The following is a 14,950-nucleotide window of genomic DNA, read 5'->3' as shown; positions in this document are numbered from 1 at the left end:
GACGCCGGGCCCTTCCGTCACCTGGGGAAGGCCGCCGCCGCGGTCAGGAACGCGTCGTTCGCCTCCGGGTCGCCGATCGACACCCGCGCGCCCTCGCCCTCGAACGGCCGTACCGCCACGCCCTCGACCGCGCACGCGGCGGCGAAGTCCATGGTGCGGTCGCCGAGCCGCAGCCAGACGAAGTTCGCCTCCGTCGGCGGCACCGTCCAGCCCTGGGCGATGAGCGCCTCGCGTACCCTGGTGCGCTCCTTGACCACCGTGTCGACCCGCTCCAGCAGCTCCTCCTCGGCCCGCAGCGAGGCGACCGCGGCGATCTGCGCGAGGTGGTTGACCGCGAACGGCACGATCGTCTTGCGGACCGCGGCGGCCACCGGCTCATGCCCGATCAGGTATCCCACCCGCAGCCCGGCCAGGCCGTAGGCCTTGGAGAAGGTGCGCAGCACGCAGACGTTCGGCCGGTCCCGGTAGAGCGCCAGCCCGTCGGGCACGTCCGCGTCCCGGACGTACTCGCGGTACGCCTCGTCCAGCACCACCAGCACGTTCTCCGGCACCCGGTCGAGGAACGCCTCCAGCTCGGCCCGCCGGATCGAGGTCCCGGTCGGGTTGTTGGGGTTGCACACGAAGATCATGCGGGTCCGGTCGGTGATCGCCGCGGCCATGGCGTCGAGGTCGTGCTCCTCGTCCTTCAGCGGCACCCTGACCGAGGTGACCCCGGCCAGGTCGGCGAGCAGCGGGTAGGCCTCGAAGGACCGCCAGGCGTAGATCACCTCGGCGCCGGGCTCACCCACGGTCTCGAAGAGCTGCTGGGCCACCGTCACCGAGCCGGCGCCGAGCGCCACGTGGCCGGCCGGCACACCGAAACGCTCCGCGATCGCCTCCGTCAGCTTGACCGCCGCCGGATCCGGATAGCGGTTGATCTGCCGCGCCCCCTCGGCGATCGCCTCGATCACCGAAGGCAGCGGATCATAGGGAGACTCGTTGGAGGAGAGCTTGTACGACCTGCCGTCGGGGCTCACCACGGCCTTGCCGGCCTTGTAGGGCGGCATTGTGTCCAAAATCGCGCGGAAACGAGGCATGGCCTCACTCTAGCGAGGCCGGTCAGACCTTCAGCGAGCGCAGCATCGGTGGATGGAGCAGTTCGGCGGGGCCCCGGCGGTACAGCTTGGCCGGACGCCCGCCGTCCCTGGTCGTGGTGCCGCCCACCTCCACCAGGAAACCCTCGGTCTTGGTCACCTTGCGGTGGAAGTTGCGCGGGTCGAGCGTCCGGCCCCAGACGATCTCGTAGACGCGGCGCAGGTCGGCCACGGTGAACTCGGGCGGGCAGAACGCCGCCCCGAGCGAGGTGTACTCCAGCTTGGCCCTGGCCCGCTCGATCCCGTCCAGCATGATCCGCCGGTGGTCGAAGGCCATCACGGTGAGCTCGTCCGCAGGCACCCAGGCCATGTGCGCCTTCTCGGAGGCGGGCAGGTCGGGGGCGAGCCCCAGGTAGGCGACGCTGAGCACCCGCTGGCGGGGGTCACGGTCCGGGTAGCCGTAGGTCTGCAGCTGCTCCAGGTGCACGGGCGCGCCCGGCAGGCCCGCCCGCTCGGCCAGCACCCGGTGGGCGGCGGCCGGCAGGTCCTCGTCGAGCTGGATGAAGCCGCCGGACAGCGACCAGCGCCGGAGGAAGGGCGGGTTGTCGCGGCGCCAGACGAGCGCGCAGAGGGCCTGGCAACGCACGGTGAGGACGACGAGGTCCACGCTGACGGGAACGCTGGGGACCATGCCTGGCACGTTACACGTTACGTCGGGATGCGCACGTGCAAAGGTTCATGGGTCAGCAGCCCGTCCGGTGAGCGCACTCCCACCTTGACCCATCCCCCCGCGGCCTGGGTCCAGTCGAAGGGCACCCAGGCGGTCTTCATCCGGTCGGGCAGGTCCAGCGGGTCGTCGTCGTACCAGCCGGTGGCGTCCACGGACAGCTCCTTGGAGCCGCCCTCCCAGGTCAGCGTCACGGTGCCGTGTTCGAGGTTGAAACCGCGCACCTCGATGCCGTCCTGGATGTCGCGGCCCCTGCGGATGGCGTCCACCGCGATCGGCCGCGCGTAGTCCTTGGTGATCTCGTCCTCCAGGGAGGGCGAGCCGCAGGTCATGTAGTCGCTCCACATATAGGAAACGATCTTGGAAACGTACCGGCCGGTCATCGCGACCGCGGCGTCCAGGCGCTTCTTGTCGGTCTTGCCGCGGGTGCCCTGTGGCTGGCACGGCTCGGTGCCCGACGGCTCGAACGCCTCGACGTTCGCCCACAGCTCCACGTCGTAGTCGGCGTCGATCATCTGCTCGCGGGCGGCGGCCATCTCGCGGTAGTAGTCGCGGGTGGAGCCGTGGTAGGCGGTGCCGTACGTCGCCTCGCCGACGATCGGGCGGAGCCGCTCGTCCACCTCCTGGTCGCGCTCGTCCGGCCAGAACAGGCCGACCTTGCCCGTGCCCCTGCTGTCCTGCGGCGCGATGATGCCGACGCCCGTCTTGGCCAGCGCCTTGAACGCCTCGGCGACGTCCTTGGGGGTCTGGCCGAAGCCGACCCGCTTGCGCGCGTCCAGGTAGGGGCTGATCAGGATGGGCTTGTCGGGCAGCTCCTGCTCGACGATGTCGTGCTGGCCGGCGTAGACGCCCAGCGTCGGGTTCTTGGCGAGGGTCCGGCCCATCTGCACCTCGAACGGCTGGTAGACGCCGCCGAGCGACTCCCGCCCGGCGAAGCGCACGCCGTAGTCCTGCAGGATGCGGCGGGTCAGCGTGGTGAGCGTGCCGATGTGCTTGGGATCGGCCCTGGTCGAGTTGTCCCGGTCGCGCGGCGCCAGCGGCAGCGCGGGGAAGACCTTCACCTGGAACTGGTCGCCGAGGCCGAGCAGCTCGGTGAGGCTGTCGTCGGGCGCGGCCGAGATGAGGATGAGGTGGTAGTCCCGGTCCTGCTCGGCGAAGTCGCAACTGGCCGAGTCGGAGCCGTCGGCGGGGGCGATCAGCCGGAAGAAGACCTGCTTGCCGACCCTGATCCGGCGCTCCATCTGCTCGCACCTGAACACGTCGTCGCCGTAGGACTCGTCGGTCCGGTAGACGTAGGTCTCGGCGATGCGGCTGTCCGGGTTGAGCTTCTTCAGGTCGTTCTCGGCCGCCTTGACGCAGGGGACACCGTCCTCCTCGCAGGGCTCGTAGCGGGGGTCGAGCTCGCCCTCCTTGAGGATCTTGCCGTAGCCGTCGGTCTGGCGGGGCTGCAGGCCGTACCCGATGCGGATGACCGTGTCCCCGCCCACGGCGTGCACCTGCTGCATCTGCTTGCGCCAGGTGCAGTGGTTGGTGGAAGGGGTGATCCAGTAGCCGGTGATCGCGTACGGCGCCCGCGTGACGTTGTCGAACGTGCCGCACGGGTCGGTGAAGGCGCTCGCCGAAGGGGTGGGCGTGGCCGTCTTCGACGGGGCGCCTGCCGCCTTCCCGCTGACCTTCTCCGGCGGGTCGCCGGGAAGCACCACGACCACCGCCGCGACGACGGCCAGGATCGCGACTCCCAGGAGCACGATGAGCCAGCGCACGTTCAGGAACCTACCGCCCTAGTGATCAGCCGGAAATAAAGCCCTAGCTCTTGACCCCGGCCCATGCTTCGAGCTGGGTCACGAACCTGCGGGCCGAGTTGGGCCAGTGATGGTTCGCGCGGGCCGCCGCGTAACCGCGGGCCCCCTGTCCGCGCCGCTCCTGCAGGTCGTCCCTGAGCGTCAGTACGGCCTGCGCCACCGCCTTGGGATCCTCCCAGGGCACCACGACGCCGCTGTCGTACCGCTCGACCAGCTCGACCGCCCGCGGTGAGGGGGTGGTGATGACCGGAATGCCATGGGCCATGTACTCCACGATCTTCGTGGGCATGGAGTGCCGGTAGTTCGGCTCGTCGTGCAGCAGGGACAGCCCGGCGAGCGCGCCGTCGAGCCGCTTGAGCGCCTCGTCGTTCGGCATGAAGTCACGCCATTCGAGCAGCCCCTCGGACACGGCCTGGTTGAGCACCGGCCGGCTCTGCGGGTCCGCGTAGCCGATCAGCTCGACCGCCACCCGGTGCGGCTGCAGCAGCTTGGCCACCTCGACCGCCTCGAACACGCCTCTGGCACGTGACAGCCAGCCCAGGTACACCACGCGGTCGTCGCCGGGCGGCGTGACCGAGTCGGGCACCCAGGTCTCGTTGGGCACGATCAGGTGGGCGTGCTTGAACCGGCCCGCGTAGGCGGTCTCGGCCAGCAGCAGGTGCAGGTGGCGCTCGGCCGTACCCTCCAGCAGGCGGGCGAGGAAGCGCGCCGGTGGCCGGAGCAGGGACGGCAGCCACGGCTTGAGCGACAGGGTGGCGGGGGTGTCCTCGTGGACGTCCCAGACCACCGGCGGGCGCTTGCGCACGCCCCAGATCGCGAACAGCAACTCGGGGTCGTGTACCAGGACGAGGTCGACCTTGCCGCGCATGCGCTTGAACAGCCGGCGCGCGGCCCACACCGCCGACAGCCGTTTGCGCTGCGCGGCGCGCGGCAGGTCGACGCCGGTCACCCACGGCCTCGGGACCACCCCGTGGGCGGTGAACGAAGCGGCGTACGTGACCTCATGACCGGCATCCACGAGTGCGCGAATCTGCCGATGCAGGATCCTCGCGTCCTCGGGGTTATGCACCACCGTCATGACGAGCACGTGCACTTGGCGCAGCCCTCCGTCGCTACAACCGCTCGACGCGTTCACCCTCGGCGAGCACGCCGCGGGTGTCGAGCACGAGCCTGGCCTTCTCTTCGACCATCGCGAGGTCGAACAGGGCGTGTTGCTGCATGAGCAGCGTCACGTCCGCGTTGTGCACGGCCTCGGCCAGATCCTCCTCACGCGGCACACTAGTGCCGTCGACCGACCACTGCTTCACATAGGGGTCCACAAAGGTGAGTTCCGCGCCCAGTTCCAGCAGCGCGCGCGCCACGGGCAGGGCGGGTGTCTCCCGCTCGTCGGCGATATCCGGCTTGTAGGTGACGCCGAGCATGACGACCTTCGAGCCGTTGACGGGCTTCTTGTGGCGGTTGAGCAGACGCTGCACGCGGGCGACCACGTACGACGGCATCCGCTCGTTGATCTCCTGGGCCAGCTCGACGAACCGGAACGGGTAGCCGAGCTTCCTGACCGTGTACGACAGGTACGACGGGTCGACGGGGATGCAGTGCCCGCCGACGCCGGGTCCCGGCAGGAACTTCTGGAAGCCGAACGGCTTGGTGGCCGCGGCCTCGATCGATTCCCACAGGTCGATGCCGAGCTCGTCGCAGAAGATCGCCATCTCGTTGACGAGGGCGATGTTGACGTGCCGGTAGGTGTTCTCCAGCAGTTTGGCCATCTCGGCCTCGCGGGTGCCGCTGACCGGCACCACCTGCTCGACGAACTTGGAGTAGAAGGCGGCGGCGCGGTCCCGGCAGGTCGCGGTGTAGCCGCCGACGACCTTGGGCGTGTTGCGCATGCCGTACTTGGGGTTGCCCGGGTCGATGCGCTCGGGCGAGAAGGCGAGCTGGAAGTCCTCGCCGGCGACCAGGCCGGAGGCCTCCAGCAGCGGGCGGGCCACCTCGTCGGTGGTGCCGGGCCAGGTGGTGGACTCGAGCACGACGAGCGTGCCCTTGCTGAGGTTGCGGGCCACCGACTTGGTGGCGCCCTCGACCGCGGACAGGTCGGGACGGTGGTCCTCGTCCAGCGGGGTGGGCACGCAGATGACGATGGTGTTGCTCGCGGCGAGAACGGACTCGTCGGCGGTGGCGCTGAACCCGCTGGCCAGCATGTGCTCGAGGTCCGCGTCGGTCAGGTCGTCGATATAGGAACGTCCGGCGTTGAGCGCGTCGATCTTGCGGAGGTCGACGTCAACGCCGACGACCCGCAGGCCGGCCGCTACGGCCTCCTTGGCCAGCGGCATGCCGACGTAGCCCAAGCCGATAACGGCCAGGTCAAACCCGGTCACAGCAGTGCCCTGGAGAGCCGGAAACAACACTTCATGGTCGCAAAGGTTATCTCAAGTCGGCACAGCCCACGCCTAATGCGCTGGAACCAGTCCGAACCGGCAGCTATCTCGAAGGTCATCAGGGGGTGAGCGATCGGTAGATCTCGCGGTAGGTCTCGGCCACGCGACCCCAGGTCCGCTTGGCCGCGACCTCGGCCTTGCCCGCCTCGCCCATGGCCTGCCGCCTGGCCGGATCCTCCCGCAGACCGGCCAGCGCCTTGGCGAGCTCGGCCGGGTCGCCCGGCGGCACCAGCAGACCGGCCCCGTCGGAGCCGACCAACTCGGAGAGCGCGGGCAGGTCGCTGAGCACGACCGGCTTGCCGAGCGCCATCGCCTCGACCGGCTTCAGCGGCGTGACCAGGCGGCAGACCCGCAGGTCCTCGCGCGGGCAGACGAAGATGTCGATGGCCTCCTGCGCCTGCAGCGCCTCGTCGGGGCCCACCCGGCCCGGCAGGATCGCGTCCGTCAGGCGCAGCTCGTCCACCAGCTCCAGCAGGTTCTCCCGCTCGGTGCCGTCGCCGACGATGAGCACCCGCACCGGCGTGCCCTGGTCGCGCATCAGCGCGGCGGCCCTGAGCAGCGTCGCGAAGCCCTCGTAGGCCACGATGCTGGACACCGAGCCGACCACGATCTCGCCGTCGCCGATGCCCATCGACCTGCGGAAGGCGGCCCCGTCGTAGGAGGCGGTGAGCAGCGAGTCGTCGACCGCGTTGGGGGCCAGATAGATCTTGTCGCGGGGCACCCCGCGCTCGACGATCTCCACCGCCATCGTCTCGGCCAGCGTGACGACCGCGTCCGCCTCGCGCATCAGGAACGCCTCGCGGTCGCGCTGCAGCAGGTGGCGCTGGCTGCCGATCCGCTGCGGGTCGCGCGAGGCCCAGGTCTCCTCCAGGAAGCCGCGGACCTCGTACACGAACGGCGTGCCGGTGCGCGCCCGTACGGCGTGCGCGATCGAGCCGTTGCGGTGGTCGGTGGCGGCGTGCAGCACCTGCGGCCGGAGCCGCTCGACCAGGTTGGTGACGCCCTCGGCGCCGCGGATGATGCGCCCGCGCGTCTCGAAGGGCATCTCCCGCCCGTCGGGCAGCAGCCGGTAGTACGGGATGCCGTCGAGCTCCTCGAACGGCTCGACATCGGCGTGCCCCTGCAGCATCGGCCAGCCCCAGCTCGTCACCACGTGCGGGTCCAGCCCGGCGGCCTTCTGCGAGGTGACGATCCGGTGCGTGCGCACGGTGTACCCGGCCTGCGTGTACGGCAGCGCGTTGGTGACGCAGTGCAGCACCCGCCCCTGAACCCGCTCGCCGATCGCGATCTTGGGCTGCGGCGGGATCGGGTCGGGGCTGATCGCGGCCAGCTCGCCCTCGTAGTAGGCGGCCCGCCGCTTGACGAAGGGGTACTTCGTGTGCGGCTGCAGCACCTCCGCGGCCAGGCTGACCCGGCCCTGGTCCCAGTGCTCCTTGGCCTCGTTCCAGGGGGCCTTCACCACGCGCATGCCGAGCTTGCGCGCCACGTGCCTGACCTTGCGGGCGGCCGGCCAGGCGACCTTGCCCACGACGGGGCGCAGCCGCGGCGGGAGCGCGTCGGCGGCCGCCTGCGCGACGCGGACCGGGTCGGATTTCACCTTCGCCGCGACGACGCGGGAGACGATGACCGGGTGCTGAAGGAAGCCTCGGAGAAGCCCTCCGACGCCGGCGCGCGCCGACTTGGCGGAAACCTTCGGGGACTGTGGAGGACTGGCGTCGGGTACCACGCGGTGACCGTACCATAGGCTGCGTTTGCCCCCATCCGCTATGAAAGGCGAGGTCAATGCGGGAGAACCCCCTGGTCCTGCACGTTCTGGGCGCCCGGCCCAATTTCGTGAAGGCGGCCCCGGTGGTGCGCGGACTGGCCGAGCTGGGGGTGCGGCAGGGCATCATCCACACCGGTCAGCACTACGACGCGCTGATGTCGGACGTCTTCTTCGCCGACCTCGGCCTGCCCGAGCCCGTGGCGAACCTGGGAGTCGGCTCCGGCTCGCACGCCAAGCAGACCGCGGCCCTGCTCGTCGGCCTGGAGGAGGTCGTCCTCGGGCAGAACCCGGACCTGGTCGTCGTCTACGGCGACGTCAACTCCACGCTGGCGGCGATCCTGGTCTGCGCGAAGCTGGGGGTGCCCACCGCGCACGTCGAGGCGGGCCTGCGCTCCTTCGACCGCGGCATGCCGGAGGAGGTCAACCGGATCGTCACCGACGCGCTGTCCGACCTGCTGTTCGCCACCTCCCCTGAGGCGCTGTCGTACCTCGCTGCCGAGGGCGTGCCCGCCGCCAAGGTGCACCTGGTGGGCAACCCGATGATCGACAGCCTGTTCGCCGCACTGCCCTCGCTGGACCCCGCGCCCGTCGTCGAGCGCCTGGGCCTGCCCGCCCGCTACGCCGTGGCCACCCTGCACCGGCCGGCCAACGTGGACCGCCCCGAGACCGCCCGCGAGCTGGTCGAGGCCGTGCTGTCGGTGGCCGAGCAGATCCCGCTGGTGGTGCCGATCCACCCGCGCGGCCGTACCCGGCTGGCCGAGGCCGGGCTGGTCGACGGCCCGTCGGTGCGGGTGGTGGACCCGCTGGGCTACGTCGACTTCCTGTCGCTGGTGCGCGGCTCCGCGCTCGTGGTCACCGACTCGGGCGGCGTGCAGGAGGAGACGACCATGCTGGGCGTCCCGTGCCTGACCGTCCGGCCGAACACTGAGCGGCCGATCACCATCACGCACGGCACCAACCGGCTGGTCACGCCCGCGCTGCTGCCCGCCGCCGCCTCCAAGGCGCTGGCCGACGGCGCGGTGACCCCTTCGGGCGACCTGCCGGTCATGTGGGACGGCGCCGCCGGGCCACGCATCGCCCGGGTGATCGCGTCGTGGCTGGCGGGGGACAATCTCTCCCCTGCCTCCCAGGGTGTCCGATCCGAGTAAAAAGCCCTATTACGTACGGCAACAGCCGTACCATGACAGACCTCCGCTAGCGATAAGGGCATGCACCATGGCCGAAACCCCCGAAGAGCCGACCTTCCAGCGGCTCGGGCCCATCAACTGGCTGCCCGAGGAGCGCAAGCTGATCGAGCGCTACGAGGCGGACGTCAGGGAGCTGCGGCGGAGGCTGGAGATCGCCGAGGCCAAGGCGGAGTACGCGACCTGGAAGCTGCAGGCCGCCCAGGCCAAGCGGACCTTCAAACTCGGTGAGGCGCTCGGCTCGAAGTCGCCGGGGCGGATCGTCGAGGCGGTGCGGTCGCGGGAGAAGGCCCCCAAGCCCCCGGTGCCGGTGACCGAGGTCATCGAGACCGCGAACCACCGGCCGCCGCTGGTCGAGGTGCCCGCGGTGAAGTGGCCGCTCGGACCGGTCAACCGGCCCGACCTCAAGGTCGCGGTGATCCTCGACGACTTCTCCCGGATGGCCTTCCGCTACGAGTGGGACCAGATCGAGTTCGGGCTGCGCGACTGGCCGGAGATCTTCGCCGAGAAGCGGCCCGACCTGCTGTTCTGCGAGTCGGCCTGGCACGGCAACCAGGGCCGCTGGCGCTACCAGATGACCGGCTCGAACGCGCCCAAGCAGGAGCTGCGCGACCTGGTCGCCTGGTGCCGCAGCGAGGGCATCCCGACGGTCTTCTGGAACAAGGAGGACCCGCCCAACTTCGACTTCTTCATCGACACGGCCAAGCTGTTCGACCACGTCTTCACCTGCGACGGCGACATGGTGCCGAAGTACCGCGAGGTGCTCGGCCACGACCGGGTGGACGTGCTGCAGTTCGCCGCCCAGCCGCGCGTGCACAACCCGATCCAGCAGCGCCAGGGCCGCCTGCACGACGTGGTCTTCGCCGGGATGTACTTCCGCGACAAGCACCCCGAGCGGCGCGAGCAGATGGAGACCGTCCTCGACCCGATCCGCGAGCTGGGCCTGCACATCTTCGCCCGCAACGGCGAGGTGGACGAGAAGTACGCCTGGCCCGCGGAGTACCGCCCGCACATCGTCGGCGAGCTGCCCTACGACCAGATGCTGGCCGCCTACCGGATGTACAAGGTCTTCCTGAACGTCAACTCCGTGCTCGACTCGCCCACCATGTGCGCACGCCGGGTGTTCGAGCTGTCGGCCTGCTCCACCCCGGTGGTGTCCGGCTGGTCACGGGCGATCGAGGAGACCTTCGGCGACCTGATCCCCATCGCCCGCGAGCCGGTCGAGTCCTACAACCAGGTGCTGCACCTGATCAACAGCCCCGAGCTGCGCGCCCGGCAGGGCCACCTGGCCATGCGCGAGGTGTTCGACAAGCACCTGTTCGCGCACCGGGTGGACCAGATCATGGGCGTGCTCGGCCACCAGTCGACGGCCCGCCCGCGGTCGATCTCCGTGGTGCTGCCCACCAACCGCGCCGCCCAGATCGAGCACGCCATCTCCTCGGTCGCCAAGCAGTTCCACCGGCCGCTGCAGCTCGTCATGGTCCTGCACGGCCTGGACATCGACCCCGTCGTGGTCGCCGACAAGGCCAGGATGGCCGGGATCACCGACGTCGTGGTGCTGCCCGCCTCGGCCGAGATGTCGCTGGGCGCCTGCATGAACCTGGGCATCGAGGCCGCCGACGGCGAACTGATCGCCAAGATGGACGACGACAACCTGTACGGCGAGCACTACCTGTCGGACCTGGTCCGCTCCTTCGACTTCTCCGACGCCGAACTGACCGGCAAGGGCGCCCACTACGCCTACTTCGAGGGCTCCAACACCACCATGCTCCGCCTGCCCGGCCTGGAGCACCGCTACTCGTGGCTGGTCCAGGGCGGCACCTTCCTCGGCAAGGCGGACCTGTTCCGGACCTACCCCTTCGCCGACATCACCCGAGGCGAGGACACCCACCTGGTGCGCAGGCTGAAGGAGGACCAGGTCAAGATCTACTCGGCGGACCGGTTCAACTTCGTCTATTGGCGCAGCGCGGACGCGGCCATGCACACCTGGCAGGCCGACCACATCAAACTGACCAGGAACGCCCAGTTCTCCTTCGTCGGCCACCCGGCCGACCACGTCCTCATCTGATTACTTCATCGCGTTCACCAGCTTCTCGTAGGCCAGGCGGCTTTGGTCGCGCAATCCGGTGGCCTTCACCTTTGTTCCGACGGCGAGCAGGCTCATGACGGTGTTCCCGTGCCGTACGGCGACCGAGCCGATCTGAATCTTTCCCCCGGTGCTCGAAACGGTCGTGAGGTAGGCGCGGGATTCGTCGCCGAGCCGCGGCAGACGCAGTTCCGTGGTCTTGTAGAGCACTTTCGTACCGCGCACCGTGGCGGTGTAGGAGGCGCACTTCTTGGCCGGCGGCTTGGGGAACGCCTCGGGCAGCGCGATGAGCGCCTCGGTGATCGAGCCCTGCTCGGAGGCGAAGGCGACGACCGCGGCGGGCGCGTCGCGCACGGCGGGCGCACTGGCGTCGAGCTGGCCCGCTCCGGCGCAGCCCGGCTGCTCCACCTGCGCCTGCCGCATGGCTTCGAGCCCGGTCTTGGTCGCCTTGAGCGAGCCGAACGGCCCCGCCTCGGGCCCGTAGGCGACCTTCATGCCGGGCGGCGCGGACAGCAGCGCGGCCGCGAGCCCTGGCGCCTTCGCGTCGGGCCGCGCCGCCGGGGCGGGCGCCGCCGCCTCTTCACCGGCGCATCCACCGACCATCAATATGGCGGCACATATACCGACAATTCCCTTAATCACGCTTTCCCCATTTCGCCGATGACCGCATTCATCAAGCACGCTAGAGCACCAGAACACGGCATAGGCAAAGGTCAGCAGAACGTTCCCATTCGCGAATAGCGCGTTAAATGTTTGCCGAAGGGCTGCGTGCCACCCCGGCGCATTCGCGCCCGCTGATGATGATCTCGCCATGACCGATCATCAGGAGATCAATCCTCGGCGGGCTCGTGATCTCGGCATGGGACGTCCCATCACGCGCCGCGACTTCTTCGACGGCGTCGCCATGACCGCCGGAGTGGCCGCGCTCGGCGCACTGACCGGCTGCGGCGTGACCGCAGGCGAGGGCCCTGAGGTGATCGGCACCGAAAGACTGGAGGTCCCCGCCAACGTACGGTTCCCGCCGAACCTGACCGGGCTGCAGGGCAACACCCCCCAGGCGCTGAGCGTGCCGCACGCGATGCGGGACGGCCGCTTCTGGCAGTACGCGGGCACTCCCCAGCCGACCGGCGAGAACTACGACCTGGTAGTGGTCGGCGGCGGCATCAGTGGGGTGAGCGCGGCCTTCGAGTGGCTGCGCCACGACCCCGACGCCCGGATCCTGATCCTGGAGAACCACGACGAGATCGGCGGCCACGCCCGGCGCAACGAGTTCCACCCACCCGCCCGCAAAGGACCGCTCATCGGGTACGGCGGCTCGCAGTCCCTCGAAGCCCCCTCGGTGTGGACGCCCGAGGGCAAGGACCTGCTGAAGCGCCTCGGCATCGACGTCAAGAAGTTCGAGACGTACTTCGACCAGAAGCTCTACACGAACCTCGGCATGCACGACAGCGTGATGTGCGACCGCGAGACCTTCACCACCGAGAGGCTGATCCGCTACACGCCGGGCGTCAAGGCCGAGCAGTGGGTCGCCCAGCTCCCCATCGCCGACCAGGCCAAGCGGGACCTGATCAGGCTCTACACCAACCCGCCCGACTGGTTCCCCCACCTGAGCCAGGCCCAGAAGGAGGAGCGGCTGGCCGCCCTGACGTACTCGAAGTTCCTCACCGATGTCTGCAAGGCGCACCCCGACGTGGAGCGGTTCTGCCGGACCATGTCCAGCGACGAGTGGGCCTACGGCACCGACGCCTTCGGCGCCATCGACGCCTGGGGCAGCGCCGAGGAGTGGCTCTATCCCGGCTTCCAAGGGCTCAAGCTCAACAGCGACAAACCCTCGAAGTACAACTCGCCGAGCATGAAGAAGGAGTGGGACGCCGAAGACCCGTACATCTACCACTTCCCCGAAGGCAACCAGGCGCTGGTGCGGATGATGGTGGGGCGGATGATCCCCGGCTTCGCCGGCGCCACCGACATGAACGGCGTGACCACCGCCGCCTACGACTACAGCAGGCTCGACCTCCCCGGGAACCGGGTGCGCTTCCGGCTGTCCAGCCCCGTGGTGAGCGCCGCCAACGACGGCGATCCCGGCAGCGCCAAGACCGCGACCGTCGGCTACTACGACGGCCACGCGATCAAGACGGTCCGGGCCGACTCGGTGATCCTGGCCTGCTGGAACATGGTGATCCCGTACCTGACCCCGGACCTGCCGCCACCCCAGCGCCAGGCGCTGCACGAGGCGGTCAAGATCCCACTGCTGTACGCGATGGTGCAGCTGCGCGACTGGCAGGCGTGGAAGAAGACCGGCGTCCACCACACCCGCTGGACCGGCGCCTACTGGTGCGTCTCCGAGCTCGACTACCCGGTCAGCATGCCCGGCTACGAGTGCCCGAAGGAGCCCGGTGAGCCGATCAACGTCCACATGATCGCCGCACCGTGCGCGCCCGGCATGGCGCCCAGCTTCGGGGCCGTCGCCGGGCGGCACACCCTCATCAAGACGGAGTACTCGTGGCTGGAGTACAGCATCCGCGACCAGCTCACCCGCCTGCTCGGCGACGCCGGCTTCGACCCCGCCAAGGACATCCAGGCGATCACCGTCAACCGCTGGGGCCACGGCTACGCGCCCGAGTACTGCCGCCCCTGGAACACCTTCTACCCGGACGGCCCCACCCCCGCGGAGACCGCCCGTAAGCAGTTCGGCCGGATCGCCATCGCCAACTCCGACTCCGTACCCGCCGCCTACGCCGACGCCGCGATCACCGCCGCCTACCGAGCCGTCGCAGAACTACGGGCATGAGGACCGCTCACTCAGCCACCGGTATCCCGCAGTCCTCCCGGAGTAACCCGGCACATCCGTCCTATCAAACTCTCTGTGACTATATCCTTACTCTGTGCTGACGAACGTCTACGTTGACGGCTTCAATCTCTACTACGGCTGCCTCAAGGGCACGCCCCACAGGTGGCTCGACCTCGACGCCCTGACCCGCCGCCTCCTCCCGGGAGACCACATCCACCGCATCCGCTACTTCACCGCCAGGGTGATCTCACGCCCGGATGATCCAGACCTGCTGAACCGGCAGGACTTCTACCTGAGAGCGCTGGCCACGATCCCGAATCTCACGGTGCACCTAGGCCGCTTCCAGGTCCATACGGTGCGCATGCGCTTGGCCAACCCGGTGAGCGGCGGCCCGGCCTCCGCGCAGGTGATCAAGGTGGAGGAGAAGGGATCGGACGTGAACATCGCCACCTACCTGCTCGCGGACGCCTTCCGCGAGGACTGCCAGACCTCGGTGGTCATCACCAACGACGCCGACCTCGCGGAGCCGATCAGGCTGCTGTGCCACGAGCTGAAGCACCCTGTGGGCATTGTCAATCCTCACGCCGCCCACAAGCGCAGCCTGGGCCTCGCGGCTGCCCAGCCGACCTTCTTCAAGCAGATCCGGCCCGCCGTCCTACGCGCCTGCCAGTTCCCGGAGAAGCTCCAGGACGGGGACGGAGAGATCCGGCGGCCGCAGGAATGGTAGGGAAAAACGCAAGGCCCCGTCCACTGGACGGGGCCTGCACCCACTGGGCGCTTGTCCCGTGGGGTGATTGATTCCAAGTAAACAGTACCCCAACGTGTCTGTCAACTCACCCAGCGTGAGAGGTCGACGGGGTGGGGCTGGGCTCGGCGGGTGACCCCGGGGCGCTGCCGGCGAAACAGGCACTCGACCCGGTATTCACACTAATCGTCACCTTCCTCCACTGCGCCACCCCCTTCATAGGTGCTAGTCTCCTGTGCGATCTTCCGGAGGTGTATTTACACACAGAGTGTGGAAATGCGCCTCGGCACTCCGAGGTTGGGACATGGGCTCGAGAAACCGGTCGATTCGGTTCAAGATCTT

The 14,950-nt window shown here is 69.3% G+C and carries 11 protein-coding genes; 4 read left to right on the top strand and 7 right to left on the bottom strand.

Annotated features, from left to right (window positions below; genetic code table 11):
• Window positions 1-17: 17 nt before the first annotated feature.
• The 6 genes from hisC to ABZ911_RS25010 form a co-directional block, all read right to left on the bottom strand.
• Entirely contained in the window at window positions 18-1,076 is a 1,059-nt protein-coding gene (gene hisC / locus ABZ911_RS25035; protein ID WP_358060354.1) for a histidinol-phosphate transaminase, read from the bottom strand.
• A 22-nt stretch (window positions 1,077-1,098) separates the two neighbouring features.
• Window positions 1,099-1,764 carry an NUDIX domain-containing protein gene (locus ABZ911_RS25030; RefSeq protein ID WP_358060351.1) on the bottom strand — a complete coding sequence of 222 codons (666 nt, stop codon included), beginning with the start codon at window positions 1,762-1,764 and terminating at the stop codon, window positions 1,099-1,101.
• Window positions 1,765-1,781: 17 nt separating this feature from the next.
• A complete protein-coding gene (locus tag ABZ911_RS25025; protein ID WP_358060348.1) occupies window positions 1,782-3,563 on the bottom strand; it encodes a DUF4434 domain-containing protein in 1,782 nt (593 codons plus the stop codon).
• Window positions 3,564-3,606: 43 nt separating this feature from the next.
• Entirely contained in the window at window positions 3,607-4,695 is a 1,089-nt protein-coding gene (locus tag ABZ911_RS25020) for a glycosyltransferase (protein WP_358060345.1), read from the bottom strand.
• A gap of 19 nt (window positions 4,696-4,714) precedes the next feature.
• Window positions 4,715-5,977, bottom strand: a complete 1,263-nt coding sequence (locus ABZ911_RS25015; RefSeq protein ID WP_358060342.1) for a nucleotide sugar dehydrogenase — start codon at window positions 5,975-5,977, stop codon at window positions 4,715-4,717.
• 118 nt (window positions 5,978-6,095) lie between these two features.
• Window positions 6,096-7,763, bottom strand: a complete 1,668-nt coding sequence (locus ABZ911_RS25010; RefSeq protein ID WP_358060339.1) for a glycosyltransferase family 4 protein — start codon at window positions 7,761-7,763, stop codon at window positions 6,096-6,098.
• Window positions 7,764-7,819: 56 nt separating this feature from the next.
• Between ABZ911_RS25010 and wecB the strand changes: the two genes are divergently transcribed.
• Complete coding sequence (gene wecB / locus ABZ911_RS25005) at window positions 7,820-8,950, top strand: UDP-N-acetylglucosamine 2-epimerase (non-hydrolyzing) (RefSeq protein WP_358060337.1); 1,131 nt, start codon at window positions 7,820-7,822, stop codon at window positions 8,948-8,950.
• Between the two features lie 67 nt (window positions 8,951-9,017).
• Entirely contained in the window at window positions 9,018-11,054 is a 2,037-nt protein-coding gene (locus ABZ911_RS25000) for a glycosyltransferase (protein ID WP_358060334.1), read from the top strand.
• Here ABZ911_RS25000 and ABZ911_RS24995 read toward each other — a convergent pair whose 3' ends face one another.
• Complete coding sequence (locus tag ABZ911_RS24995) at window positions 11,055-11,675, bottom strand: hypothetical protein (protein WP_358060331.1); 621 nt, start codon at window positions 11,673-11,675, stop codon at window positions 11,055-11,057.
• A gap of 208 nt (window positions 11,676-11,883) precedes the next feature.
• Between ABZ911_RS24995 and ABZ911_RS24990 the strand changes: the two genes are divergently transcribed.
• Both ABZ911_RS24990 and ABZ911_RS24985 read left to right on the top strand, forming a co-directional pair.
• A complete protein-coding gene (locus ABZ911_RS24990; RefSeq protein WP_358060328.1) occupies window positions 11,884-13,863 on the top strand; it encodes an NAD(P)-binding protein in 1,980 nt (659 codons plus the stop codon).
• Between the two features lie 94 nt (window positions 13,864-13,957).
• Window positions 13,958-14,590: an NYN domain-containing protein gene (locus ABZ911_RS24985; RefSeq protein WP_358060325.1), complete on the top strand. Its 633-nt coding sequence runs from the start codon at window positions 13,958-13,960 to the stop codon at window positions 14,588-14,590.
• Window positions 14,591-14,950 lie beyond the last annotated feature (360 nt).

This window comes from Nonomuraea sp. NPDC046570 (assembly GCF_040645915.1).
Lineage (GTDB): Bacteria > Actinomycetota > Actinomycetes > Streptosporangiales > Streptosporangiaceae > Nonomuraea.
This window is presented reverse-complemented; position numbering and strand designations above follow the sequence as displayed.

Excerpts from the sequence above, each read along its gene's own strand:
- ABZ911_RS24995 (WP_358060331.1), bottom strand. The coding sequence starts at position 11,675 with ATGGTCGGTGGATGCGCCGGTGAAGAGGCGGCGGCGCCCGCCCCGGCG.
- ABZ911_RS25000 (WP_358060334.1), top strand. The coding sequence starts at position 9,018 with ATGGCCGAAACCCCCGAAGAGCCGACCTTCCAGCGGCTCGGGCCCATC.
- ABZ911_RS25030 (WP_358060351.1), bottom strand. The coding sequence starts at position 1,764 with ATGGTCCCCAGCGTTCCCGTCAGCGTGGACCTCGTCGTCCTCACCGTG.
- wecB (WP_358060337.1), top strand. The coding sequence starts at position 7,820 with ATGCGGGAGAACCCCCTGGTCCTGCACGTTCTGGGCGCCCGGCCCAAT.
- ABZ911_RS24990 (WP_358060328.1), top strand. The coding sequence starts at position 11,884 with ATGACCGATCATCAGGAGATCAATCCTCGGCGGGCTCGTGATCTCGGC.
- hisC (WP_358060354.1), bottom strand. The coding sequence starts at position 1,076 with ATGCCTCGTTTCCGCGCGATTTTGGACACAATGCCGCCCTACAAGGCC.